This window comes from Flaviflexus sp. (assembly GCF_052087705.1).
In the GTDB taxonomy this organism is placed as follows: Bacteria; Actinomycetota; Actinomycetes; order Actinomycetales; family Actinomycetaceae; genus Flaviflexus; species Flaviflexus ciconiae.
The window spans coordinates 22,314-48,983 of sequence record NZ_JBQCYC010000001.1; the positions used below are offsets into that span (position 1 = coordinate 22,314).

General features: G+C 59.9%; 21 protein-coding genes and 1 pseudogene. 17 read left to right on the plus strand and 5 right to left on the minus strand.

What is annotated here, in order from left to right:
• Window positions 1-114: 114 nt before the first annotated feature.
• The gene (locus ACTHUY_RS00110; RefSeq protein ID WP_441677336.1) at window positions 115-1,683 is read right to left on the minus strand and encodes a KUP/HAK/KT family potassium transporter; all 1,569 of its coding nucleotides are present in this window, start codon (window positions 1,681-1,683) and stop codon (window positions 115-117) included.
• A 29-nt stretch (window positions 1,684-1,712) separates the two neighbouring features.
• Window positions 1,713-1,982 (minus strand): annotated as a pseudogene (locus tag ACTHUY_RS00115) (KUP/HAK/KT family potassium transporter); the annotation flags it as partial.
• Window positions 1,983-2,201: 219 nt separating this feature from the next.
• Here ACTHUY_RS00115 and ACTHUY_RS00120 point away from each other — a divergent pair.
• The gene (locus tag ACTHUY_RS00120) at window positions 2,202-3,242 is read left to right on the plus strand and encodes a zinc-binding dehydrogenase (protein ID WP_441655474.1); all 1,041 of its coding nucleotides are present in this window, start codon (window positions 2,202-2,204) and stop codon (window positions 3,240-3,242) included.
• Window positions 3,243-3,667: 425 nt separating this feature from the next.
• Here the strand turns inward: ACTHUY_RS00120 and ACTHUY_RS00125 are convergent, their stop codons facing one another.
• From ACTHUY_RS00125 to ACTHUY_RS00135, 3 genes are read right to left on the minus strand one after another with little or no spacing between them, the layout of a single operon-like run.
• The gene (locus ACTHUY_RS00125) at window positions 3,668-4,321 is read right to left on the minus strand and encodes an ATP-binding protein (protein WP_441655473.1); all 654 of its coding nucleotides are present in this window, start codon (window positions 4,319-4,321) and stop codon (window positions 3,668-3,670) included.
• Between the two features lie 18 nt (window positions 4,322-4,339).
• Window positions 4,340-5,179 carry an SMP-30/gluconolactonase/LRE family protein gene (locus ACTHUY_RS00130; RefSeq protein WP_441677164.1) on the minus strand — a complete coding sequence of 280 codons (840 nt, stop codon included), beginning with the start codon at window positions 5,177-5,179 and terminating at the stop codon, window positions 4,340-4,342.
• Complete coding sequence (locus ACTHUY_RS00135; RefSeq protein ID WP_441655478.1) at window positions 5,176-6,036, minus strand: HAD-IIB family hydrolase; 861 nt, start codon at window positions 6,034-6,036, stop codon at window positions 5,176-5,178. Before ACTHUY_RS00135 ends, ACTHUY_RS00130 begins: the two co-directional genes overlap by 4 nt.
• Before the next feature lie 585 nt (window positions 6,037-6,621).
• On the opposite strand from ACTHUY_RS00135, the gene ACTHUY_RS00140 reads away from it, so the two are divergent.
• From ACTHUY_RS00140 to ACTHUY_RS00215, 16 genes are all read left to right on the plus strand, one after another.
• Complete coding sequence (locus ACTHUY_RS00140) at window positions 6,622-7,641, plus strand: hypothetical protein (RefSeq protein WP_441655471.1); 1,020 nt, start codon at window positions 6,622-6,624, stop codon at window positions 7,639-7,641.
• A 60-nt stretch (window positions 7,642-7,701) separates the two neighbouring features.
• Window positions 7,702-8,547, plus strand: coding sequence for an HAD-IIA family hydrolase (locus ACTHUY_RS00145; protein WP_441655470.1), 846 nt, complete (start codon window positions 7,702-7,704; stop codon window positions 8,545-8,547).
• A gap of 80 nt (window positions 8,548-8,627) precedes the next feature.
• The gene (locus tag ACTHUY_RS00150) at window positions 8,628-10,175 is read left to right on the plus strand and encodes an FGGY-family carbohydrate kinase (RefSeq protein WP_441655477.1); all 1,548 of its coding nucleotides are present in this window, start codon (window positions 8,628-8,630) and stop codon (window positions 10,173-10,175) included.
• A 10-nt stretch (window positions 10,176-10,185) separates the two neighbouring features.
• Entirely contained in the window at window positions 10,186-10,977 is a 792-nt protein-coding gene (locus ACTHUY_RS00155; protein ID WP_441655469.1) for a DeoR/GlpR family DNA-binding transcription regulator, read from the plus strand.
• Between the two features lie 91 nt (window positions 10,978-11,068).
• Complete coding sequence (locus tag ACTHUY_RS00160; protein ID WP_441655468.1) at window positions 11,069-12,436, plus strand: iron-containing alcohol dehydrogenase; 1,368 nt, start codon at window positions 11,069-11,071, stop codon at window positions 12,434-12,436.
• Window positions 12,437-12,469: 33 nt separating this feature from the next.
• Window positions 12,470-14,140, plus strand: coding sequence for a ribulokinase (locus ACTHUY_RS00165; RefSeq protein WP_441655467.1), 1,671 nt, complete (start codon window positions 12,470-12,472; stop codon window positions 14,138-14,140).
• Window positions 14,137-14,838: an L-ribulose-5-phosphate 4-epimerase gene (locus ACTHUY_RS00170; RefSeq protein ID WP_441655466.1), complete on the plus strand. Its 702-nt coding sequence runs from the start codon at window positions 14,137-14,139 to the stop codon at window positions 14,836-14,838. The genes ACTHUY_RS00165 and ACTHUY_RS00170 overlap by 4 nt, the downstream gene beginning before the upstream one ends.
• 42 nt (window positions 14,839-14,880) lie before the next feature.
• The gene (locus ACTHUY_RS00175) at window positions 14,881-16,392 is read left to right on the plus strand and encodes a xylulokinase (protein ID WP_441677167.1); all 1,512 of its coding nucleotides are present in this window, start codon (window positions 14,881-14,883) and stop codon (window positions 16,390-16,392) included.
• A gap of 9 nt (window positions 16,393-16,401) precedes the next feature.
• Entirely contained in the window at window positions 16,402-17,466 is a 1,065-nt protein-coding gene (locus ACTHUY_RS00180) for an NAD(P)H-dependent glycerol-3-phosphate dehydrogenase (protein ID WP_126704008.1), read from the plus strand.
• A gap of 326 nt (window positions 17,467-17,792) precedes the next feature.
• Entirely contained in the window at window positions 17,793-18,059 is a 267-nt protein-coding gene (locus ACTHUY_RS00185) for a hypothetical protein (protein WP_441655463.1), read from the plus strand.
• A gap of 659 nt (window positions 18,060-18,718) precedes the next feature.
• Window positions 18,719-20,197 carry an FGGY-family carbohydrate kinase gene (locus tag ACTHUY_RS00190; protein ID WP_441655462.1) on the plus strand — a complete coding sequence of 493 codons (1,479 nt, stop codon included), beginning with the start codon at window positions 18,719-18,721 and terminating at the stop codon, window positions 20,195-20,197.
• Between the two features lie 114 nt (window positions 20,198-20,311).
• Window positions 20,312-21,352, plus strand: coding sequence for a zinc-binding dehydrogenase (locus tag ACTHUY_RS00195; RefSeq protein ID WP_441677169.1), 1,041 nt, complete (start codon window positions 20,312-20,314; stop codon window positions 21,350-21,352).
• A gap of 92 nt (window positions 21,353-21,444) precedes the next feature.
• Complete coding sequence (locus tag ACTHUY_RS00200) at window positions 21,445-22,950, plus strand: FGGY family carbohydrate kinase (protein ID WP_441677171.1); 1,506 nt, start codon at window positions 21,445-21,447, stop codon at window positions 22,948-22,950.
• A gap of 40 nt (window positions 22,951-22,990) precedes the next feature.
• Window positions 22,991-24,016, plus strand: a complete 1,026-nt coding sequence (locus ACTHUY_RS00205) for a 2-hydroxyacid dehydrogenase (RefSeq protein ID WP_441677173.1) — start codon at window positions 22,991-22,993, stop codon at window positions 24,014-24,016.
• 6 nt (window positions 24,017-24,022) lie between these two features.
• Complete coding sequence (locus ACTHUY_RS00210) at window positions 24,023-24,676, plus strand: class II aldolase/adducin family protein (RefSeq protein ID WP_441677175.1); 654 nt, start codon at window positions 24,023-24,025, stop codon at window positions 24,674-24,676.
• A gap of 427 nt (window positions 24,677-25,103) precedes the next feature.
• Entirely contained in the window at window positions 25,104-26,669 is a 1,566-nt protein-coding gene (locus tag ACTHUY_RS00215; RefSeq protein WP_441677177.1) for a xylulokinase, read from the plus strand.
• Window position 26,670: the final 1 nt, after the last annotated feature.

Genomic DNA, 26,670 nt, shown 5'->3' on the forward strand with positions numbered 1-26,670 from the left:
GTGGGTCTTTATCGACAGGGCGCATGCAGTGCCAGTTTGGTAAGCCCTCCGGGAGCTTCGGATTTGCTGGGCGATAACACGACTGCTGTGTCGTCGAGGCCTGCCTCGTTGGACTTACATCCTGGCATTGAGGCCGATGACGAGTGAACGGTCTGCCGGGAGCCTGAATCGGCTAGTTGGGCGGGACGAGATCCGGTAAAGGGTCAAGAAAAGGGCTCTCTGCCATCTTGGCAGGACCCCTGGATTTTCCGGTGGGAAGTGCGCTTCGGTCGTGATGTACAAGGGATTCTTGATCTGCGGCATGAGACCCTGGGCGACGGCTTCCTCGAGGGCGGCCGGAATGTTGATGTCGTCCTTGAACCCGAACCTGATCGTCACGTTCTCGTAGCGCAACGGGTACATGGTTCGGAAGGTTGAATGTACCGTGTACCTCTTCATGACATGGACGTGAGGCACCGGCATCGTCACTATCGAAACCGCGATAATCCTGTCGTGGATGGCACTGAATGCCATTGCTGATGTCAGAAGTGCCGACGGTGTCGTGCGGTGATCGACATGCTGGTAGATGGCGGTGCCCGGGACGACCGTCAGGCCCGGAGTCCTGAGGAAATGGTCCCGATCATCAATGAACTGTTGATGTTGGGTGCTGAGCAGAGACCGGCCCTTGCGCCACGTCACCATGACGGCACACATAGCAACCGAGATTGTCAGAGGGATCCATCCGCCCGACACGATCTTGGTGAGGCCAGAGACGAAAAAGATGGTCTCCGCGGCGCCAACCGTCATGATGAAAGAGACGACTTGGACCCGGTTCCAGCGCCCTACTGCTCTCATGTAGGCGACAAGAAGGACCGAAGTGAGAAGAAATGTTGATGTGACCGCTAATCCGTAGGCGCCCGCGAGGGCGGTCGACGACTGGAAGAACACGATCAGGGCAATGACGCCAATGCAGAGCAGAGCATTAACTGGTGGAAGGTAGATCTGCCCGCGCGCACGTGCGGACGTTTGGACGGCACGGACGTAAGGCAGACAGCCCAGACGTTCTGCCTGACGGGTGAGGGAGAATACGCCGGAGATGACCGACTGGGAGGCTACAATAGCAGCGCACGCAGCAAGCAGGCCAAGTGGGAGCGTTGACCACGACGGCCCCATCGCAAAGAACGGATTGTCGCTCACTGTGGGGTTGGCCAAAAGGAAAGCTCCCTGCCCCAGGTAGTTAATCGCGAGGCAGGGGAATGCGATCGCGAACCATGCAACCCTGATTGGGTTAGGGCCAAAGTGCCCTATGTCTGCGTAAAGGGCCTCGGCTCCGGTAACAACAAGCACGATGGTGCCGAGAGCAATGAAAGCAGCGAGCGGATAGTTGATGATGAACAGCAGGCCGGTATGGGGGAGAAGCGCTAAAAGAATACCGGGGTGGGTAGCTATCTGGGGCAGACCCAGGAGTGCCAGAACAAGGAACCAGACAAGCATCGTCGGGCCAAATAGCGCCCCAACCTTCCCGGTCCCAAAATGCTGGACGGAGAAGAGGCCAAGAACGATAAGGATGGAAAACGGAACGGCCCAGGACTCAAGGGACGGGCTGAGCCCAGCGAGACCCTCGGTTGCTGACATGACTGAAATAGCTGGGGTAATAAGGCCATCGCCGTAGAACAGGCCCGCACCGACAATCCCCGCAACGATCGCAAATTTGGGAACCCCTGCTTAACCGACCTCATGACAAGAGCAGATAGCGCCATGATTCCGCCGTCACCATCATTGTCGACCGATAGGAGAACAATGATGTACTTGATCGAGACGACCGTTAAGAGAGCCCATAGGACGAGGGAGATAATCCCCGTAATCGCCTCCGCAGAGCGAGGGATAACGGCATGCGAAAACAGCGCATGCATGGCGTAAAGCGGGGATGTCCCGATATCCCCAAAGACAACACCGAGAGCACTGATTGCGAGGAGTGAATCCACCCGCAATACATTTTTCATGAACGGAAATATACGCCTGTCGGGGTCATCGCAACAGTGTCTAAGGGCTCGCCCCGACAGCACGTACGCGGTCCAATCTCAGCGCTTACCTGGACGAGACCTTGCGGGCGCCCTCGATCACCCGCCGCCGCGGCACTACGTCGAAAACGTGAGGCGAGGAATCGCGCGTAACCGGGTACGGTTAAGGTACTTAATCGACGCGGATTACAAGGAGATTCCATGCGCGCTGCAGTACTTGTCGGGCCCGGTCAGCTCGAGATGAGGGACGTTCCCACGCCAAAGGCGGGACCCGGTGAACTGGTCCTCAAGGTCGGAGCCAACACCGTCTGCGGAACCGACGGAAGGATCCTCCGCGGAGAAAAGACCGCGGGCGTACGCCCCGGTGTCATCATGGGCCACGAATTCTCCGGCTACGTCCACGAGATCGGCGCCGGCGTCGAAGGCTTCGACGAGGGACAGCTCGTTGGCGTCATGCCAACCGTGCCCTGCCTGCGCTGCTACTACTGCGAAAACCACCTTGAGCACATGTGCGTCGACGCTAAGCTCTTCGGCTACTGGATCGACGGTGGCCTAGCCGAATACGTCCTCGTCAACGAAGCTGCAATCCAGCGCGGTGCCATCGTCCCCGCACTCCCCGGTAGCAACCCGGCCGAGATTGCGCTCGCGGAGCCCCTCGGATGTGTGCTGAACGGTGTGGATAACTACCAGGTGCACATTGGTGACTCCGTCCTTATCGTTGGCGCGGGACCGATTGGTCTGTTGCACACGATGGTGGCGAAGCAGAAGGGTGCCTCGCAGATCATTGTTGTCAACCGTTCACCGGAGCGCCTCGAGATCGCCAAGCAGGTTGGCGCCACCCACACCGCACTCACCGGTGATGTGAATGTGCCGGAGTTCGTCAAGGACCTCACCGGCGGCCTCGGCGCCAATGTTGCGGTTCAATGTATCGGCGCCCTCGACCTCTTCCAGACCGCCCTCCTGTCCGTCCGCAATGGCGGACGCGTCAACGCGTTTGCTGGCTTCCCGAAGGGGCAGATGGCGAGCATCGATCCGAACCTCATCCACTACAACGAGCTCACCGTCACCGGTGGCTCGAACATGGGGCGGAACAACTACCGCAAGGCCGTCCAGCTTATCGGCGACGGCACAATCAACGTTGGTGCTTTGCTCACCGAGCCGTTCAAGCTTGAGGATGCTGCCGCAGCTATCGAACACGTCAGCGCAGGCAAGGGCATCAAGACAGCAGTTGTGCCCAGCTAGGTGGAGCAGGACGTCGACACTGGACGGCCGTATCTATTAGACGGTGCTCGATTCAGTCACGAATCCAGAAATCGCCTGCGGTCATAGCGTGAAGAAGAGGATCGGTAGATTGCAACCGATCCCCTTCTTCGCACATGCCAACGTGTAGTCGGTGTTAGTTCTGCGGTTGGACCAACCTGTTGGTGGCCAGATGCGCTGACGTGGGGGTAGCCAGTTGCCCTGCCGCGTCGGGAGCCGTTGGCAAGGGCACCTCAGGCGCCTTAGCGTTCCCTATAGGGTATCGGTTCCCAAAAGACTGCAGGTTGCGGGGCCGTCCTTATATATAAGAGGAGTGGCTTGCTACCCTCGTGCGGATCGGTGGCGGGTACTGTGCCGGCTAAGTTGTTTGCCGGCTAAGTTGCTTATGGTTTGCCTGGAGTGCGCCCTTATCGGCGGACCTTCGCCAACATTTGGGTGAGGGCTTCGTGGGCTTCGACGATGGAGACCCGGCGGGCTCCCTTGCGTTCCAGATCCCGGTACATTTCGGGCTCGTGAATCATGTGAGAGATGCCGCGGCGGATAAGGGGGATGGGTGGCTTGCGGCCTTCGTCAAGGTCCCTCATGAGCCGGAACCAGAAGGTTTGGAGACGGGGACGGGAAATGCAGAAGGCGTCCGCGAGGATGCCTTCCCTCCGGCACAGGTGAACAAGCTCGGCCGCAAAGATCCCTTCGGCAAGAAAAAGTGGCGAGCCCTCGAGGTCGAGGCTACGTTCTGCCACCTTCGAGTTGGTGGGGATGTCGTAGATGGGAAGAGTGGCTTCGCCAGTCGTGGCGAGCTTAATCAGTGCGTCCAGGGCGCCCTGCCTGTCCCAACATGCGGGAGAGTCCCAGTCGATGATCCCGTGCTTACGAGGGAGACCCGGGTGGGTGTCGTCGTAGTAAAAATCGTCAAGGGCGACGACGGGCAGGCCGGTGCGGCCCGTGAACCTCGTCTTGCCGGACCCGGAGGGGCCGGTCACGAGGATTACCCGGGCCTGAGGCTCACGTTCCTCGGGCGGGAGATCAAAGAGTGCACCGTCACCGGTGAGGTTCGTCGTCACCTGACCGATGATAGTCCGTCAGCCGCCGTACTCGGCAACGGGCATGCCCGGCACGTCTACCTCGACCGCGAACACCGCTCCTGCTTCCGGCTCCGGATCCTCAAGGTTTTCGCGCGATGTTGTGATGAACAGGGTGCGCATGTCCGGTCCTCCCAGTGTGCACGCCGTGACCAGCTGAACAGGAAGCTGGATCTCCGTGAGAATCTCGGCGTCGGGGGAGTAGAGACGCACCTTGCCGTGACGGTTCATTGCCACCCAGATATTGCCTTCTGAGTCGACCGTCAGACCATCGTTGCTGGCGCCGTCCGACGAGGCGAACGGCCTACGGTTGATGAGGCGCTTATCGATGACGTCAAAGACATCGGTCTGACGAAGCTTCGTATCGTTGTAGTAGGCGAGACTGCCGTCGGGGGAGAATGCAATACCGTTCGAGGTGGAGACGTGCGGGAGGACGACAGTCTTTTCGCCGCTCGGGCTGACCCGGAAGAGCTGGCCGGCCCCTTCCGTACGGTCGTATGCCATGGACCCGCAGTAGAGGTTGCCCCAGGGATCGCAGCCGCCCTCGTTGAAGCGAAGGTTCGAGTCGTCCCAGAAGGCAGGTTCGGCAACCGGATCGCCGAAGGGCGAAGAGGCAAGGGCAATCGTGTTTTCGAGGCCGACAACGTAGCCGCCCCGGGAGCGGGGCCGAACGAAGGCTGCAATCTTGCCGACGTGGAGGCGATCGACGTCGCCGTCGCCGTTCAGGGTGAGGAGGTCGCCAGCAAGCATGTCGACCCAGCGCAGGCCACCCCAGGAGGGATGCCAGCAGGGGCCTTCGCCGTGGTAGGCGACGGGATCGGTGATCTGCTCGGGTGTCATGATGTTCTCCTCACGATCGCGTTGATGAGCTGAGCTACGGGGAAGTCAATGTTGGGTAGAACGACGTCGCATACGTCGATGACGTCGGGTGTGGAATGCGGAGCTGCCACAGAAATCCCGACCTTGGGAAGCCAGGGAACGTCGTTACCGGAGTCGCCAACGCCGAGTGCGCCCTCCGCGGTCAGGCTGCGATCCTTCAGGGCAGCTTCGATCCCGGTCCACTTCGTGATGCCATCGGGGGTGAGCTCCAGAGCGAAGGCATGGCCGCGGACGGCTTCCGGGAACTCCTCCAGGATCCGTTCCTGATGCTGGTCGAGGATTCTTGAATCGCCACCGAACTGGACCTTTGTCGCGTGCCTGAGGTCGGCGGTTTCAAGGTCGAGCTGGCGGATCGGGCGCCCCTCATTCGCGTTAAGCGCCACGTTGAGCAGGTTCATGTCGCCGGCATCGATGTCGAAGTCGCCCATGTCCATGACAATGTCGTCGACAAAGTAGACAGCGGGAACGACGCCGATGCTACGACCAAGTTCGATGAAGCGCTCCAGCTGCTCCGTTGGCATCGGGTATTCGTGAACAATGGACTGTCCGTCCCAGACGATACTGCCGCAGTTTGCGATCACCCAGCCTTCGATACCTGCACGTTCAAGCAGTCGGACGCCTGCTTGGAGGAGGCGTCCCGTGGCAACGGTGATGGGGTAACCAGCGGCGTGTGCGGCTTGAAGGGCATCAACCGTGGGCTGGTGAGTAATCGAATGCTCGTCCGTGAGGGTGCCGTCAACGTCGAAAACGAAGTGTTTCGGCTGGTCGGCGGGCCAGGGCAGATTATCAAGATCCAGGACAGGAGTTTCGCTCTTCATCACGCCCTCACTCTAGTAGACAGGCGTGATGGGGAGAATAACGTGACTCACAGGGAAACGCATGCGTGCAATCGATTGCGCAAAGTAAGAATCACCTTGGGAATTGGTGCACATCAACCAAAGCAATGGGGAAATTAACACGAATAGTGTTACTGTCTACGATGACGGTGTGACCGGGAACATCGGTGTTACGGTCCAGCACCTGGCAAAGATGTCAGGAAGGGAGGTTCAAATGCGCGGAACGAGCCATCAAACTCATGATCTGAGTGCCGGCTTGACGTGTCGATTGGACGTCCCTCGACACGTCTGCGGCAGTCCTGAAGAGATTCAAGGCCGCGCGGAGACAGCGATCGGGAGGGCTCACAAGCCCAACTATCTCGATTTCAAGGTACCTGCCTTACGGAGCGTCGGCGCCAGTGAGCTGGGACACCGTCATATAACAGGAGTAAGCGGCCCAGAATCTGGGACGTTTGTCCAAACAAAATCGCCGCAGCGCCCCTCCTCCACCGTTGGGGGAAGGGACTGCATCTCCCTGTCAGAGATGCACGGCGAACTCAGCCCCACAAACTAAAAGAGGATTTCAACGTGGAATTTGATCTCTTATGGCTCGTCGCCTCCTTCGGCGGCGGCGCCTTTGGCGCAGCAATCGGCGGACAGACCGCCTTTATCTTTACCGGCATTCTCTACATGATCGGCCTCGGCGGTTACCTCGGTGGCGTCGACATGGGTTGGTTCATGGGTTCGATCGTGTTCGGCCCGGTCTTCGGCCCGCACATCGCCTTCCTTGGTGGCGCGGCAGCAGCTGCTTACGCCGCTAAGAAGGGCGTGATGGCAGGCGGGGCCAACGGCCGTGACATTGTCACACCGCTGGCCGGCATTGGGCGCTCCGACGTTCTCGTCGTCGGTGGTGTCTTCGGTATGGTTGGCTACCTTGTCAACAACCTCCTCGCCGAGGTCCCGGCCCTCTCGGTCAGCGACCCAGATCTGCACTACGGTGCGGAAGTCATCGGCTGGACGGATACCGTCGCTCTGACAATTGTTATCGTCTCCATCGCAGTCCGCTTCATCTGGGGCTCCACCGGCCTCTTCTCGACCAAGGATCACGCTCTTCTTGCCGTCGGCGAAGGCAAGCACTGGGTCGAGCACCAGGAAGGCTGGGGCATCTCCGCGATGCACGGTCTCACCTCGGGCATCATGTCGGCATTCGCCACCATCTGGCTGGTTGTCTTCATCTTCCCGACAGCCCCCGGCATTGTTAACCACGCGCAGCTCGTTGGCTGGGCCATCTCGGCTATCACCCTGATCTTCCTGTCGCTCGGCATGAAGACCCCGGTCACTCACCACATGACGATCGTCGCTTCGATTGCAGCACTTAAGTTCGCTCCAATCCTCGCTGGCACGTCCGATGTCACCGCATGGGATGGCGACGTCATGATCGTCGTTGCAGTCATCATCGGCGGTATCTTCGGTGCCCTTGCCGGTGTCCTTGGTGAGGCGCTCTCGCGTATGACCAACGCCAACGGCGACACCCACATTGATCCCCCGGCATTCGCCATCTGGATCGGTACCTCGGTTCTGTACGTCCTGACCGCGATCCTCGCATAGTCAAGTACGGCTTACAGAAACAACTCAACACCCATAACAAAACACCCAAGGAGCGCAGTCTTGATTCTCTCTTCGCCGGACAAGCTATTTGATGCATATGTATTCGACATGGACGGAACCATTTATCTCGGTGAGGATCTGCTCCCCGGAGCTAAGCGTCTCATCGAGGGACTGCGCTCCTTGGGTAAACCTGTTCGTTTCCTTTCGAACAACCCAACGAAGGACCCCGAGCTGTACGTAGAAAAGCTCGAACGGCTCGGGATCCCGACCCCCGTCTCCGAGATCGCCAACACGGTGGTCACCACCACGCGCTGGCTAAAGATGCACCACCCGGACGCGACCGTGTTCCCCATCTCGGAAGAACCGCTCAAGAAGGCACTGGCTGAAGCCGGGATCAAGATGAGCGAAAACCCGGAGGAGATCGACATTGTCATCGCCTCCTACGACAGAACTTTTGAATACCGCAAGCTCCAGATCGCTTTTGACGCCATCTGGTTCCACAAGCGGGCATTCCTTATTACGACGAATCCGGACAAGTACTGCCCGTTCCCCGGGGGAAGAGGGGAACCGGACGCCGCAGGCATTGTTGCCGCGATCGAGGCGACAACCGGAACGAAACTGAAGGCCAACATGGGCAAGCCCGAGGCTGCCATGCTCGAGGCGGCACTGGGCGACCTCGATGTTGACCCGAAGAACTGCATGATGGTGGGCGACCGCCTCGGAACCGACATCGGCATGGCAGTGAACACGGGCATGGCGTCAACGCTGGTCCTCACCGGCGACTCGACCTACGCCGAAGCGCAGGGGCTCGATGAAGAGCACCAGCCGACGTATGTCCTGGAACGCGTTGACCACCTCATTCCGGAGTCCATTCGCTCCGACTGGGGCTGGATCGACGAAGACTAAACGAGATTAACGAACGAATCTAGGTGGAGATAACTGTGACAACTCACAACACGAATACTCGTCCTGACGGACCCTTCGTCATGGGCATCGACTTCGGCACCGAGTCGTGCCGTGTCGGCATTTTCGACCTTGTCGGGTCGCCCGTTGCGTTTGCTGCGACGACCTACAAGACGAACCACCCGGCGCCGGGCTGGGCCGAGCAGTCCCCGATCGACTGGTGGGGCGCTCTCGTCGCCTCGACGCACCGCGTCATGGAGCGCGCTGGCCTCCAGCCGCACCAGATTGCCGGCATTTCCTACGATGCGACGACGATGACCGTCGTGGCGCTCGACAAGACCGGTGAGGCTCTGCGCCCAGCAATCATGTGGATGGACGTCCGTGCAACCGAGCAGGCCGCACGCGTTGCCGAGACGAAGTCGACGGCCCGTCGCTACACCGGCAACGGCACCCTTCCTCCCACCGCCGAATGGTTCCCCTTCAAGGCTGCCTGGCTGCGCGAGAATGAGCCGGACACCTACAGGAACGCCTACCGCATTGTTGATGCTCCGGACTGGCTCACCTACCAGCTGACCGGCGAGTGGACACTCAACATCAACACCGCCGCTCACCGCATGTACTACGACCGTGACAACGGTGGCTGGCCGACCGACCTCTACGAGGAGGCCGGCGCGGGCGACGTTTTCGAGAAGCTTCCAGAGACCGTGAACGACCTCGGTGTTCCCGTCGGTGGCCTCGCTAACCGCGCCGCCGAGCAGCTCGGCCTGATCCCCGGCACCCCCGTTGCGCAGGGTGGCGGCGACGCCTGGCACGGTCAGATCGGCCTCAATGTACTGCGCCCGGGCAAGATGACCCTCGTGACGGGCTCCTCGCACGTCATGTCCGGCCAGTCTCCGGAACCCGTTTCTGGCCCCGGTTTCTTCGGCGGCTACACGGACGGTGTTGTTCCCGGTCAGTACACGGTCGAGACCTCGCTCGTGTCCTCCGGTTCGGTCCTCAAGTGGTTCAAGGACAACTTCTGCCCCGATATCGAGGCGGCCGCGCAGTCGACGGGTCTCAACACCTACGACATCATGAACCAGCGTTCCGCCGATATCCCGATCGGTTGCGACGGTCTGCTCATCAACGAGTACTTCCAGGGCAACCGCACCCCGTACTCCGACTCGAAGGCCCGCGGTGTCATCACCGGCCTGTCGCTTTCGCACAGCCGTGAGCACATGTACAAGGCCATCCAGGAAGCCGTCTGCTACGGCGTCGAAGCCAACATGCGCAAGCTTGCTGACGCTGGCTTCGAGGTCAAGCAGTTCGTTGCCTGCGGTGGCTCCACGAAGTCGCGCAGCTGGATGCAGATGCACTCCGACGTTACCGGTATTCCGATCACACTCACGGAGGTCGGCGATGCTGTGACCCTCGGCTCCTGCATTCTCGCAGCCGCCGGTGCCGGCCTGTACGACTCGGTGCAGGACGCTGCCGACAACATGGTGCACGAGCGCGAGCACATCGAGCCCGACATGGCCAAGCACGAGCAGTACAAGTTCTTCGCGGACCAGTACGTTGCTCAGTACCCGCTTGTCCAGGAGCACGTCCACACGACCGTCGACTACGTCGATAACCTCCGCAAGAACGCGTAACGGAGCAGACGTGTCGGAGGCCAGTCGGGGGGCGACGGTAAGCGTCTCGAAGCAGCAGCGCCAGGATGAACTGGCTCGGCTGATCTACGAGCGCGGTTCCATCAGAACTGATGAACTCATCGAGCTCTTCGACGTGTCTCCCATGACCCTTTACCGCGATCTCGCCACGCTGGAGTCGAAGCGCCTTGTGCGCCGCTCCCGTGGCGAGGTTGCGGCGGTCACCAACTCCACCTCGGAAACACCTATCTCTTTCCGTCTCGTGCAGGATGTCTCGGCCAAGGCCAAAATTGCTAAGGCTGCGGCCGAGATCCTGGCCGATTATTCCACAATCTTCCTTGATGATTCGACGACCGCACTAGCGATAGTCGACCTGTTGCCCGATGTGCAGCAAAAGACGTACATCACGAATTCGCTCGCAGTGTCGCGGGCCCTCTCGCAATCCGTTCAGGGCAAACTCATTTCGCTCGGCGGCACCTATAATCCTCAGCTTGACGCCTTTTTCGGCCCGACAGCTACCAAAGAGATAACGAACCTTAACCCGTCCGCCGTTGTCGTCGGAGCCGCTTCGGTTCAGAATTTCGCTGTCTACCACCCGTACGCGGAGGTGGGGTCGTTCAAGTCTCTTGCCATGTCACAGGCAGAATTCTCGGTCCTCGTTGTTGCGGCACCGAAGTTTAAACGCACGTCTCTCCACAAAATGGCCGAAATCTCTGATTTTGACTGCGTCATCACTGATGATGGTATCGATGAGGAAACTCTGGCCGAACTGAGAGGGGAGACACACGTCATAGTTGCCCGCTAAACTGGGTGACCACTTGTCGTTTAGAAACCGGACGATCATCGAGGCTATCGAATCGTCCTTCATGATCGTTAGGTCTAGAGAGGAATAGATAATGTCGACCGAACTTATCAATAAGGCACTTGAAACTGCCGAGGAGACGAAGGCTATCTCGTTTGGCAAGGACGTTAACAAAGACACCGGACCGATGTTTGCCGAGCAGTTCCCGGGTTCGAAGGTCCTCGTTGTCGCCGACGAAAACACGTACGCTGCCGTCGGCGACGATGTTGTTGCATCGCTGAAAGCCGCGAACGTTGAGTTTGCTGACGAACCGTACATCTTCCCGGGCACCCCCACCCTGTACGGCGGATATGAGAACGTTGAAATTCTCCGCGAGGCCATCCGTCCCTACGAAAACACCGTTGTTGTTTCCCTTGGTGCGGGCACGCTTAACGACATTGCTAAGCTCGCCTCCGGCGAACTGGAACGTCCCTATATCAACGTCTGCACCGCAGCCTCGGTAGATGGCTTTGCGGCGTTCGGTGCTTCGATCGCCAAGGACGGTTTTAAGATCACTCGTTCCTGCCCGGCCCCAGTCGGCCTTGTCGCCGACGTTGACACGATGGTGAACGCACCGGCACGCCTGACCGCCACCGGCTACGGCGACCTCATCGAGAAGATCCCCGCCGGCGCGGACTGGATTCTCTCCGACGAGCTCGGCATCGAATCCATTGACCCCTACACGTGGAGCCTCGTCCAGGGCCCGCTGCGCGAATCCCTTGCCAACCCGGAAGGTACCGCAAACGGCGACGAGGACGCGATCGCTAAGCTCGGCGAAGGCCAGATCATGTCGGGTCTTGCCATGCAGGCATACTCTTCGTCCCGTCCTGCTTCGGGTGCCGGCCACCAGTTCTCCCACACGTGGGAGATGGAGGGGCACGGCCTCGACTGGGAGCCGCCGCTCAGCCACGGATTCAAGGTTGGCGTTGGAACCGTCGCATCGTGCGCCATGTGGGAAGTTTTCCTCTCCATGGATGTCGAGGATTTCGATGTTGAGAAGGCGCTGTCGAAGGTGAAGTCCGCCGAGCAGGTTGAGGCCGACGTTCGCGCGATCCTCGACCCCCGTATCCAGGACGAAGCAGTCAAGCATTCGCTCGGTAAGCGCATGGAAGGCGATGCCCTCGTGGAGCGCATTGAGCTTCTCAAGGAAAAGTGGCCGACCATCAAGGAGCGTTGCACCGAGCAGCTGATCTCCGCGCAGGAGGCCATGGACATGCTCAAGGCGGCGGGCGCCCCCCACCACCCTGAGCTCATCAAGGTTGATTGGGATCGTTTCCGCGAGACCCACTTCAAGGCTCAGATGATCCGCCCCCGTTACACGGTGCTGGATATTCTGACCGACCTCGGCATCCTCGACGAGGTTGTCGAAAAGCTGTTCTCTCCCGAGGGTTTCTGGGGCCAGCACCAGCATCCCGAGGCGTAACCACACAGAATCCATACGAAGGAGTAAAACCACATGTCGAACGACAAGTACATCGTCGGTATTGACTTCGGAACGCTTTCGGGCCGTGCCGTTGTAGTCCGAGCATCCAATGGCGAGCAGCTCGGAACTGCCGTAACCGAGTACCGCCACGCGGTCATGGACCGGACGCTTGATGCCGGTGACGGTCAGAAGCTGCCCCCGGAGTTTGCTCTCCAGGTTCCCGCCGACTACATCGAAGTTCTTGGAACTGCCGTTCCTAACGCGGTGAAGGATGCTGGTGTGGACCCCGCCGACATCGTCGGCATCGGCATTGATGCCACATCCGCAACCGTGTTCTTCACCGACGCCGAGGGCAACGTGCTCTGCGAGCAGGAGAAGTTCAAGAACAACCCGCACGCCTACATCAAGCTGTGGAAGCACCACGGTGCACAGGACCAGGCCGACCGTCTTGTCGCCGCCGCCGAAGAGCGTGGCGAAGAGTGGCTCGAGCGCTACGGCGGAGTCCTCTCCTCCGAGCTTCTCCTCCCGAAGGCCCTCGAGGTCTTCGAGAAGGCACCCGAGGTCTACGAAGAGACGGCCGAAATCGTCAACCTTCTCGACTGGGTGACCTGGAAGCTAACCGGCACGCTCAGCTACGCCGCAGGCGACTCCGGCTACAAGCGCATGCTGCAGGACGGCGAATACCCGTCGAAGGACTACCTGAAGTCCGTTGCACCGGGCTTCGAGGATGTCTTCGAGACCCGCATGAACAAGGAAGTCCTCCCGCTCGGCGCCAAGGTTGGCGGACTGACCCAGGAAATGGCCGAACTGACCGGCCTCAAGGCCGGCACCGCCGTTGCCTCAGGCAACATCGACGCCCACGTCGTCGTTGCGGGCGCGAACGCTGTTCGCCCCGGTCAGCTCACCGCAATCCTCGGAACGTCCTCCTGCTACGTCATTAACGGCGAGGATTACAAGAACGTTCCCGGTACCTTCGGTATCGTCGATGGCGGCGCCGTTGACGGCTACTGGGGCTTCGAGGGCGGACAGACCGCTGTTGGCGACATCTTCGCTTGGTTCACGGACAACTGCGTTCCCGCGGAGTACGCGCAGAAGGCCGCCCGCAAGGGCATTTCGCTCCACGACTTCCTCGTGGCGAAGGCAGCCGACCAGGAAGTTGGCGAGCACGGCCTGATCGCGCTCGACTGGCACAACGGCAACCGTTCGATCCTGGCTGACGCACGCCTGTCCGGCCTGGTCATCGGCCAGACCCTGACGACGACGCCCGAGGACACGTACCGGGCACTGCTCGAGGCCACGCTGTTCGGCACCCGTGTCATCATCGAGAACTTCGAGGAGCACGGCGTCCAGGTTGAGGAAATCGTCGCAGCCGGAGGTCTTCTCAAGAACTCGTTCTACATGCAGCTCATGGCTGACATTACGCGTCGCCCGATCGCAGTCTCCGAAGCGGAGCAGACCGGTGCACTCGGCTCCGCCGTGTTCGCCGCCGTCGCCGCCGGTGTTTACGAGGACGTCTTCCAGGCCGCAGAGGCCATGGCGAACGTTCGCAAGGACGCCTACCTTCCGAACGAGGATCGCGCAGCCAAGTACGATGCTCTGTTTGAGATCTACAAGGAGCTGCATGACCAGTTCGGCCGTAACCCGAACTCGCCCATGTATCGCCTGAAGGACATCAAGGCAAAGGCCTACGAGAGCAGCAAATGATCAAGCTGACTGAGCTTTCGCAAGATATCCAAGATGCGGTAGCTGCAACGAGGGAGAAGGTCGCGAAGCTCCATGCGGAGCTTCAGGCCAACAACCTCGTCGTGTGGACAGCGGGGAACGTGTCTGAACGCGTTCCCGGCGCAGACCTGTTCGTCATCAAGCCCTCCGGGGTCCGGTACGACGAACTGAGCGCCGAGGTCATGGTCGTGTGCACGATGGATGGGGAGAAGATCGAGGACGGTACACCGGCGCGACTTTCCCCCTCCTCGGACACGGCGGCCCACGCCTACGTGTATCGACACATGCCGGAGGTTGGTGGAGTGGTTCATACCCACTCCACCTACGCAACGGCATTCGCTGCCGTTCATCAGCCCATTCCTTGCGTCCTGACCATGATGGGCGACGAGTTCGGCGGGGAAGTTCCCGTCGGCCCCTTCGCCATCATTGGTGACGACTCGATTGGGCGGGGAATCGTTGAGACGCTTAAGGACTCGCGTTCCCCCGCCGTTCTGATGGCTAACCACGGCCCGTTCACGATCGGTACGGATGCAACCGCGGCCGTTAAGGCGGCCGTCATGGTAGAGGAAGTTGCGCGGACCGTCGCGGCCGCTAGGACCCTCGGCGAACCGGTTCCTGTTGCGCAGGAACATATCGACTCCCTCTACGATCGATACCAGAACGTTTACGGACAGAAATAGGTCAGTAGCGTCTGCAGCAGTAGAGAAGTAAGAGGAGTAGCCATGTCCGATCCGTTAGTTATAGCCGTTGACTCGTCAACGTCAGCCACCAAAGCCGTTGTCGTCGACAAGTCAGGCCAGGTCCTTTCCACCGGTAAGGCAGACATTGATCTGCTGACGCCGGGAATGGACATGTACGAGCACGACCCCGTCCAGTGGTGGGAGTCGACCGAAACGGCAATCTCGCAGGCGTGCGCGGCGCTCAGCGATGCTGATCGGCAGCGGATCAAGGCTCTCTGCATTACTCACCAGCGCGAATCTTTCGCGCTCGTCGACGAGGATGGTGGGGCGCTTCGCCCCGCTATCCTCTGGCTCGACTCCCGCGCGGGTGACGAGATCAAGGAACACGGCTCCGACCACATCCACGAGCTGTCCGGCAAGCCCGCCGACACGACCCCCGCGCTCTACAAGATTGCGTGGCTGAAAAAGCACGAGCCCGAGGTTCTCACCTCGGCTCACAAGCTTGTTGATGTCCACGCCTACCTCGCCCACCACCTGGTGGGCCGCTGGGTTTCGGCCGTTGGCTCCGCCGATACCCTCAACCTTCTTGATATCGCGAACGTCGACTACTCGGATGAGCTTCTCGACATCGCGGGCGTCACGAGGGAGCAGATGGCGGAGCTGGCCCAGTCGGCCTCGATCATCGACACCATCAAGAAGGAACTCACGGACTCGTGGGGTATTCCCGGTGACGTTGTTCTTGTTGCTGGCGTCGGGGATGGTCAGGCCGCCGGCCTTGGCACCTCCGCTATCGATGAGGACGTCGCCTACGTCAACATTGGAACCTCGGTGGTCGCCGGTGTGCACGCCTTCGAGTACGCGTACTCTCCGGCCTACCGCACTCTCCTTGGTGGTATCCCCGACTCGTACGTTCTTGAGATCGTCCAGAACTCAGGTTCTGTTCTCGCGAACTGGTTCCGCAAGGAACTTGGCGACCCCGCGCTCGATGGCGGGCTCGACCCCGAGCTGGATGCTGCGGCCGAAGCACTTGAACCCGGTACCGACGGCCTGCTGACCGTGCCGTACTGGAATGCCGTGCAGTCCCCGCACTGGGATCCGTTTGCAAAGGGCATTGTGCTCGGCTTCGGGTCCGCCCACACTCGTGCCCACATGTACCGCTCGATCATCGAGGGCATGGCAATCGAACTACGAGGCAACCTGGAACGCGTCCAGGAATCGACCGGCAGGAAGCTCCGCGAACTGCGGTGCACGGGCGGCGGTTCCCGCAATCCCCTCTACCGCAGAATTTTCGCCGACGCGACCGGCCTCCCCCTCGTTGTCTCCGGCGTTGACGAAGTCAGCGCCCAGGGCGCGGCAATGATGGCGATGGCAGCGATCGGTGCGTACCCCGATGTGCAGTCGGCCTCCGAGGGTATGGCTAGCTTCGTTGACCGCACCGACCCGGATCCCGAGGCGCACGAGATTTACGGCGAATGGGCCGCAATCCAGCAGGATATTTACCCGGCACTCGCCGATATCTTTACTCGAATCAACTCTGTTACGAAACGGAAGTAGGAATAAGCAATGGCAACAATCGTTATCCTCGGATCCGGAATCATGGGGACGGCACTGTCGTTCCCGGCCTCGGAAAACGGCCACGAGGTACGCCTCGTCGGAACGTTCCTTGACCGGGAGATCGTCGAGTCGATCCAGACCACCGGTGTTCACCCCGACCTTGGCCTCAAGGTCAATGACGGCGTGACCGCCTACCAGCTCGAGCAGGCGAAGGAAGCCTTCGAGGGTGCCGATGTCGTCATGTCGGGCGTCAACTCCTTCGGGGTTGAGTGGATCGGTGAACAGCTGGCTGACCTCCTTCAGCCGGGACAGAAGTTCCTCTGCATCACGAAGGGCATGAGGGCCGATGAGGGGACTGGCGACCTGCAGCTCCTCCCGGACAAGATCAAGGAATACCTGGATCCCGAGCTGGCTGAACAGATCTCCTGGAATGCCATTACCGGCCCGTCGATCGCTGGCGAGCTTGCCGTCCACCACGACACCGCCGTGGTTTTCTGCGGTCACGACAAGGACGACCTCGAGTACCTGGCCGACCTGTTCCGCACCGACTACTACCATGTGTGGACCTCGACCGACTTCATTGGTCACGAGACCGGTGCTGCCACGAAGAACATCTACGCCTTCGCAGCCGGCTTTGCCGAGGGCCTTCTTCGCAAGCAGGGTAAGGAAAATGACAAGTACGTCATGTACAACTTCGGTGCCGCGATCTTCGCGCAGGGCCAGCGGGAGCTCCGCTCCTTCGTCAAGCTCATGGGTGGCAACCCGGACACCGCAGACGGTCTGGGCGGCGTCGGCGACATGTTCGTGACCTCCATGGGTGGACGCAATGTCAAGGCCGGCACGCTCGTCGGACAGGGCATTCCCTTCTCCGAAGTCCGCGACCAGCACATGAAGGGCGTGACGCTCGAAGGCGTCGCAGCTATCAAGGTCGTCGGTAAGGCACTTGGCCCGCTCACCGAACGCGGCGTCATCAAGCCCGAAGAGTACCCGCTGTGCCGGTTCCTCTACTCCGTTGTCGCCGAAGACGCTCCCCTCGACATTCCGTGGGACAAGTTCTTCCAGGACCTGACCTAGTACATCGCGACTAACGACTCTGGGGCTCTCCGAAAGGGGAGCCCCAGAATCATAAGTTGCTACGGAAGTTAACCCAATAAGAAACGAGCCCGATGAGTTGCGAATCGGCAAGATAATCCTTGGTGTATCTCGAATCCGAAGCCGCATTCACGCTTTGGCGTAGTGGATCTTCAGGTCGAGGTAAGCGCGACCCCATTTTTTCAGACTGGGACGCAACTAATGAAGGACCTTCGAAGTCGGCAGGTACGTTGTTAGCCAATTTATCCACTTAGTGCACGCCGACTGTTGATCCTTCCTACAAGTCAACGTCATGACCGGGGATATTCATGTCTGATGTTATCGCGCAGATGTTGCTGAACCGCAGGCTGGCACGGGTAAGTGTGAATCGTGCGCATGCTTTGACGGTTATTGAAATGGCCGAGAAGCATGTGCAAACGGCTCAAGTTCTTGCTGGCATGGATGACCGGACCATGGCGTTCACCGCGGCTGACGATGCGGCTCGTAAAGCCCTGGCTGCCGTCTTAGCAGTTGAAGGATTGCGAGCGCGTCCTGTTGGAGGGGCGCACCGTAATACGCAAATTGCGGCAGCATAGTTTGTTGATGGTTCCGCACTCTTGGAGTTTGATTGGATGCGGCAAATGCGTAACGCGACCGAGTAACCTAGTGATGACCGCCAGTCGGCAACCGCAAAAGATGTTCAGAATGCCATAGTTGCGGCCTCGGCTACCGTTGCTGTCTGTACGGTGTATGTGCGCGATTGATCCTGGATACTGGTCAACCTTTATTGTCCTAGTTTAAGTGGTTAAAGGGATGTCCGTAGGCGCTCGCATTCAAGACCATGTGTCTGCCCAGCTAGGTAAGACATTCTCTCTGGGGTACGTGTACCGCATGAGGTGCTCCATGTTCTTGACGTGGCGTTTGTGCGGCACTCTTCCTTTAACTGGATGATGTGTTCCAGCTAGAGGAAGCCTGGGTACATAAAGAACCTGCTCGAATGAGCAGAGGCATCGCTCGTTTTTCTCGTGCTTTCATATTCTATGAGTTATTCATTTATCGTTCGAGTTAATAAAAGCATGATGAATTTACCGTGTTCAATTGAGAAAAGGTGCACGTTCAAGAGTGAAAACTCCATTGACACTGAGGGATGGGTCAAGCATGATTAAAGGCGCACGTGACTGCTGTCACGTCGAAAATGTTGGTGCGCGCGGGGTGAGTGCGGCCGGCAAAACCTCAAATCAAAGGAGATTGAGAGATGTCAGATCTTGTTATCGGTATCGATATCGGCACAGGCTCGACGAAGGGTGTTCTGTCGGACACCGACGGAAATGTAATCCATAGTGAGGTGGTCCGCCACGAAACTTCGTTCCCCCGTCCAGGATGGGCGGAGCACGATCCGGACGACACGTGGTGGAAGGATGTTGTCGAGATCTGTCGCAGGCTGACGGCCCGCGCCAAGGGCGATGTTGCAGGTCTCTGCATCTCCGGTATCGGCCCCGTTTTCCTGGCTGCTGATGAACGCGGGCAGGGCCTGCGTCCCGCAATTCTTTATGGCGTTGATACTCGTTCGGCTAAAGAAATTGACGAGCTGACGGAGCGTTACGGCTCGGATAAGATCCTCGAGGTCTGCGGTAACCACATGACGTCGCAGTCGGTGGGACCGAAGATTGAGTGGCTGACCCGCAACGAGCCCGATGTTTGGGCGCGTACGAAGCGTTTCTTGATGGCGCACACCTACTGCATTTTCCACCTGACCGGTGAATACGTGCTCGATCACCTGTCCGCTTCGATGTGCGAGCCCCTGTACTCGCCGTTCACGAACGACTGGGTTGACGAGTGGGTTGAAGATATCTGTGGTGACCTGCCGATGCCGAGGCTTATGTGGTCGAACGAGGTTGCCGGTCGCATCACCGACAACGCTGCTCGAATAACCGGTCTGCGCCCGGGTACCCCGGTTGCTGTTGGCACCATTGACGCTTTCTCGGAAGCGCTCTCGGTGGGCGTGAGCCAGCCGGGCCAGGTCATGCTCATGTACGGCTCGACCATGGTTGCCGTGCAAATCTCCGACAAGCCACTTATTGCTCCGTCGCTGTGGTCGAACGCTGGCCTCTTCGAGGGAACGTCGAATGTTTCGGGTGGTATGTCGACCACGGGCTCGCTGACCACGTGGGTTGCTGAACTGTCGGGACGCAACTACGACGAGCTCACCCAGCTTGCTGGCGAGTCCTCGCCGGGCGCACGCGGCCTGCTTATGCTTCCGTACTTCTCCGGTGAGCGTTCGCCGATTGCCGACCCGAATGCTCGCGGCGTGCTTGCCGGCCTGAACCTGACCCACTCGTACGGAGATATTTACCGTTCTGCGCTGGAGGCAACGGGCTACGGCTCGCGCCACCTCCTCGATTCGATCAAGGATTCAGGTGGTGCAGCATCCGAGTACTGGGCTGTTGGCGGCGGCACGACAGGTGGCCTGTGGCCCCAGATCATGTCCGACATCATCGGCATTAAGCAGTACATCCCGAAGGTTACGATCGGTGCCTCGTACGGCGACGCTCTCCTAGCGTCGATGGCTGCGGGCGTTGTTGACGTCAACACGACATGGAACTCTGCAGAGCGCGAGGTTGAGCCCAACCCGGACAACCTGGATATCTACGGCGAGATGTACAAGATCTATCTGGATCTCTATCCGGCCACGGCTGATGTCAGCCACAGGCTGGCAGACATCCAGGCACGTTAGAAGTAGCTGTGTGCGGGAGGACAGGGAACCCTGGCCTTCCGCACATCGTTGCCCGTTAAACCAACGGAGGGGCGAATGCTCCTCCGCCTATTGAATGTTCACGAGGGAGAACGCATGAAAGCGGCAATTTTCGCAGGACCGGGAAAGCTTGAACTACGAGATATTGAGAAGCCGACGGCGAACAGGGGAGAGCTTGTCCTCAAGGTCGGTGCCAACACCGTATGCGGGACCGACGGTCGTATCCTTCGCGGAGAGAAGTCCGCTGGAATCGACGTCGGGGTTGTCCTCGGCCATGAGATCTCCGGCTACGTTGAAGAAATTGGTGCGGGCGTTGAGGGCGTTGAGATCGGCGACCTCGTTGGGATTCTTCCCACGATCCCGTGCCTCGAGTGCTACTACTGCGCTCGCGGTGCCGAGCACCTGTGCATCGACTCCGACATCTTCGGGTACCGGGTGAATGGCGGTCTTGCCGAGTACGTGCTGATCCCGGAATCGGCAATGATGCGCGGGGGAGTCTTCAAGGCCGCCCCGCACCTCACACCAGCGGAGGTTGCTCTCGCGGAACCCCTCGGCTGCGTTCTAAACGGAGCCGATAACTACAAGACCGAGGTCGGTGACACCGTCCTGATCCAGGGCGCTGGCCCGATCGGTCTGCTCCACACCCAGCTCAACAGGTTGCTCGGCGCTGAGAAGGTCATCGTTTCCGATCCATCTGACTCGCGTCGGGAGATCGCGGAATCGATGGGAGCCACCCACACGATTAATCCGCTTGAGCAGGATCTCACAGAGTTCGTGAAGGACCTGACGGATGGGCGCGGTGCCGATGTCGTGGTCATCTGCATTGGCCGCGGCGAGCTCATCAACCAGGCATTCCAGGCCGCACGCAAGGGCGCCAGGGTTAATGCCTTTGCTGGGTTCTCGAAGGAAGCGCTCGCGGAGATCGACCCGAACCTCATCCACTACGGCGAGCTCATTGTCACGGGCGCATCGAACGCTGGTCGTGCCTCCCACGAAAAGGCCCTCGCCCTTATCGGTGCAGGACTCATTGATGTGAAGGCGCTCCACACCCACACGTTCCCTCTCGATGACGTTGTCGAAGGGATTGAGTTTGCCCAAACGGGCGAAGGTATCAAGGTTGCGATCGTCCCCAACTAGGACGTAGCTGAGTCGGCGCGGGAGGTGCCCGGATCTCGCGCCGGTTCTTAGACTCTTTAGTTTCCCCGGGGAATGCTCAAGGAGGAGCAACCATGGAAGTCATTATTGGAGTTGACGGCGGCACCACCGCGGTTAAGGCTGTTGCGTTCACGCTCGACGGGGAGATTTACGCAACTCATCACGAATCTGTTCCCGTTAACTACGGCCCCAGTGGGGAGGCCGAGCAGGACATGAATCTGATCTGGCAGGCAGTCGCGGACTGCCTGAGCTCGGTTGTGAAGCAGCTCGATGGTCACGACATTGTTGGCATTGGCCTCACCGGACAAGGTGATGGCGTGTGGCTCGTCGACGAGGTCGGTGAGCCGGTCCGTCCCGCCGCGAACTGGATGGATGGTCGTGCGGGTGACCGCGTGGCCGCCTGGACCGCTGACGGTAAGGACGCGAAGGTCCTAGAGGTCACCGGAACGTCCCTGTTCTCCGGTCTCTTTCCGGTCCTCCTTGAGGAGCTCAGGGAGAACGAACCTGACGTCATTGCGCGCGCGGCTACCCAGCTGTACTGCAAGGACTGGCTCCGCTTTAGGCTCACCGGTGAGCGCGCCACCGACTATTCGGAAGCCTCCCGTACCTTCCTTGATGTTCGCGATGCTTCGGGATACTCCGAGCAACTCGCAGCTTCGCTTAATATGACCGATGCGCTGGCACTTCTTCCCGAGGTGCGCCACCCCGCCGGTAAGGCCAGCCCGTTGTCCGCCGAGGCTTCCGAAATCACCGGTATCCCCGAAGGTACCCCCGTTGGTGTGGGCCAGATCGACGTCGCCGTCACCGGTGCGGGCCTGGGCATGGTTGAGAACGGCAACACCTGGCTCATCCTCGGCACTACCGGTTTTGTGGGAACGCTTCTCCCGTCCGTGTCCGAACGCAAGTCCGACCTGTCGATGGTTCTTGCAACCGGCAACGACGCGCAGGTGCTTGAGTTCATGGCTCCCATGACGGGAACCCCGAACCTTGACTGGATCAAGAAGATGCTCGGGCTTGAAGTAGCCAACTGGGGTGACATCGAAACTGTTGCCCGCAAGGCCGGCCCCGGATCCCACGGCGTTGTCTACCTGCCGTACGCGTCCCCGGGCGGCGAACGGGCACCGTTCCTCGACCCGCACGCCTCCGCTTCCTGGCAGGGCATGTCGCTCACGACGGAGCGGGAAGACATCCTCCGGTCGGTGTACGAAGGTGTGGCCTTCTCCCTGGTCGAATGCATCGAAACCCTGGAAGTTCAGGACGACCTGCTGGTATCCGGCGGCGGCTTCCGCTCCGACCTGCTTTGCGAAATACTTGCCGATGCGACGGGCCTGACCGTTGTGCGTCAGGATGCTCCCGAGGCAGGCGCACGCGGTGCTGCCGTGCTCGGCCTTGTATCCGCGGGCCGCTACGACACGGTGGAAGAAGCAGCGAGGGCACTCGGAGCCACCACCGAGACGTTTGAACCGAACGCCGAGAACCGGGACATCTACCGCGCCGCCTACGACCTGTTCCTGGAGACCAGGGCGGCCCTGCGCCCGGTGTGGCCGGATATGAGGAACCTCCGCAAGCAAACGAACTAGGACGAAGAAGCAGACGAACTAGGACGAACTAGGAAGAGAAATGAAAATACTCATCGCATCGGACGGATTCCTCACCGATGATGTCCTCACCACCGCTATCCAAAACGAGCTCCCGGATGCTGAGCTCTCCCGCATTGCCTCGACGTGGCCCACACCAGCATTTGGTGATGTTGGGGATGTGCAGGAGGCACTCGGTGACGAGGACGCCCTGATCGAAGCCCTCCAGGGCAACGAGGTTGTCATCTCCCACACCTTCCCGTTCACCGAGAAGGTTATTGCGGCAAGTCCCGACCTGAAGCTCATCACGATCTGTCGCGGCGGACCCGTCAACGTCAATATCGACGCTGCCACCAAGCACGGCGTCATGGTCTCCTATGCGCCCGGACGCAATGCTCGGGCCACGGCTGAACACTCCGTCGCCATGCTGCTCGCCGCAGCCAGGCAGATCGCCCAGCGGCACATGGAAGTGGTGAACGGGGAGTGGGCAACCGATTACTACCTGTTCGAGAAAACCGGCCAGGAAGTCGGAGCCTCCACCGTCGGCGTCATCGGCTACGGAGCTATCGGAGCCCGCGTTGCGGCAATCATGTCCGCATTCGGCGCACGCGTCCTCGTCTTTGATCCGTTCAAGGAGCCCGGTAGCGACGGCAGTATCGAGTTCGTTGGACTCGACCAGCTGCTCGCAGAGTCCGACTTCGTGACGCTCCACGCACGCGTCACCGACGAGAATCGGCACATGATTAACGCCGATAGCCTCGCGAAGATGAAGAAGGGTTCGATCCTCGTCAACTGCGCTCGCGGCCCACTTGTCGACTACGACGCTGTTTGTGATTCCATTGACTCCGGTCATCTCCACGCCGCTGCGTTCGACTGCCTGCCCGAGGAGCCGCTACCGGCGGACCACCGCCTGCTACGCACCCCGCGCATTACCTTCACCCCTCACCTTGCGGGAGCCTCCCAGGAAGCCTCGCGCGTGGCTGCTCGTATCGGCTCCGCCGATATTGCTGCGTATGCGCGAGGGGAACTACCCACCCATCTCGCCAATCCCGATGTCAAGAGAAAGTGAATATCAATGCTGTACGAGAAGGAACGCCAAGAGGTTGTTGAAACCTGCCAGTTCATGGTGAAGGAAAACCTCGTTGTCGGAACTGCGGGTAACGTATCCGTCCGAATTGGCGACCACGTTGTTATCTCCCCGTCGGGGGTCGACTACGACACGATGGTCGCCGAGGACGTTGTCGTATACGACATGGATGGGAACCATGTGGAGGGCAAGCTGAAGCCGTCCTCCGAACTGCCCCTCCACATTGCCGTCTACAAATCGACGGATGCCCAGGCAGTGACCCACAACCACGCGTACGCTTCGACGGCCCTTGGCCTCGTTGTTGATGAGATCCCGCCCTCGCACTACTACTCGGGCATGCTTGGTGGCATTATCCGCGTGGCCCCCTATGCCGAGTTCGGCACGGATCAGCTCGCCATCAATGTCGCCAAGGCACTCGAAAGTCGTAGCGGTGCACTCATGAAGAACCATGGCGCGATCACCCTGGGCCCGAACCTCAAGAAGGCCGTGAACCTCCTGCCCATCCTCGAATACATTTGCGAGATCCAGCTCAGGGCCATGGCAACCGGAGCCCCGATTTCCCTCCTCAGTCAGGAACAGATCGACAGTGCCGTCGTTGGTATGTCGACTTACGGCAAGCAGCCGGGAAGGGACGAGGACTAAGCCTTTCGGCAAGAGTCCAACGAGCGCGGGGTGGGGGAGTTGAAAGCTTCTCTGCCCCGCGCGGCACTTACTGGTCTGGTCCGGTTTGAAACTGGGCTAATCGTCATCACCCGTCGCGGGCTCCTCCAATGGGCCGGTCACGTGTCCGGCGCCCGAGCTTTTCCATACCGTCCCGCGCTTCCCGCCCGAGCAGGAACGCCGGGTTGGGGGAGAGAAGCCGGGTCACCGACATTCGCATTCCACGCCCGACGCTTTCTCGTATCGGTCGAAAGTCACCCACCTCAACACTGAGAGAATGACTCAATGTAGTTGAACGTATTCCCATCATGAAATTCTGGTGGATTTATCAGTTCTAACTGTTAATACTGTTAATAACGCTGGCTCTCACTCGGCCAGTCTGATTCAAAGAAGAATTCAGGAGACACAAATGAACAAGATCAATGCGGCTGATGGTCCGCTCGTTATTGCGGTTGACTCGTCGACGACCTCGTCGAAGGCGATCATTGTCGATGCTCTGGGCAATGTGCTTGCGCTCGGCAAGCGGGAGATCCCGCTCCGCACCCCGCAGCAGGGCTTTGGCGAACACAACCCCGCACACTGGTGGACCTCGACGAACGCCGCAATTGCTGAGGCAATCTCGCGGCTGAAGATGGAGGACCGGGGTCGCATCGAAGCTATCGGTATGACGCACCAGCGCGAGACCTTCGCTCCGTTCACGGAGGATGGCACCCCGCTGCGCAACGGTATTCTCTGGCTCGACATTCGCGCCGCGGATCAGATCAAGAAGTACGGCACCCCCGAGATTCACAAGCTGTCGGGCAAGCCCGCTGACGTGACCCCGGCCATTTACAAGATGGCATGGGTGAAGGAACACGAGCCGGAGATCTGGTCCAAGGCCGACAAGATCGTCGATGTCCACGCCTATCTCGTTTACTGCCTGACCGGTAAGTGGAGCGACTCTGTTGCAGCCGCTGACTCGCTCGGACTGTTCGATATCGAGAAGCTCGACTATGACGAGTCACTCATGGAGATTGCGGGTGTTGACCGCGGTCAGATGGCTGACCTGTACCAGCCCGGTGAGGTCCTTGGCTACGTCAAGAAGGAAGTTCGCGAAGCCTGGAACATCTCGAAGGAGATCCCGGTTATCGCAGGCCTCGGCGACGGTCAGGCTGCCGGCATTGGTGCCGCTGCCGTTGACCCCGAGGTTGCCTACCTCAACATGGGAACCGCCGTTAACGCGGGCGTGACCTCCCTCGACTACCAGTACGGCCAGGTGTTCCGCACCCTCGCCGGTGGTGTCCCCAACACCTACGTTCTCGAGATCCTTCAGTCCTCGGGAGCATTCCTTACCACGTGGTTCCGTCGTGTCTTCGGCAACCCGGCACTGCAGGGTGGCCCGGATCCGGAGCTTGAGGCGCTCGCGGCAGCACGTACCCCCGGCTCGGGTGGCCTTGTCACCCTGCCCTACTGGAACGCCGTACAGAGCCCCTACTGGGAGCCGATTGCCCGCGGCGGAATTGTCGGCTGGCGCGGAACGCACGGACCCGGCTCCATGTACCGCTCGCTTCTTGAAGCGATCTCGATGGAGATGGCTCGTTCGCTACGCGGCATGGAAGAAGCAACGGGAGTGAAGCTTCAGACGGTTCGTGCCATGGGTGGCGGTGTCCGCTCGAAGCTCTGGCGTCAGATCATGACCGATGCGATCGGCTTGCCGATCGCCGCCTGCAAGGAAGACGAGATTTCCGCACTGGGTGCAGGTGTTGTCGCCATGGCCTCGACCGGCGTCTTTGGTGACACCGAGATCGCAACCGCAGCCAAGAACATGGCTCAGTTCACCGACTCGACCGAACCCAACGAGGAAAACCACAAGATCTACCAGGAGCTCGGTGCTATCCAGGGCCGTCTCTACTCTGATCTCAAGGAAACCAACGATCAGCTTCACGAGTTCGCGCGCCGCTACCCGGACGCCGAAGTATCAAACGAAGACGACTAGG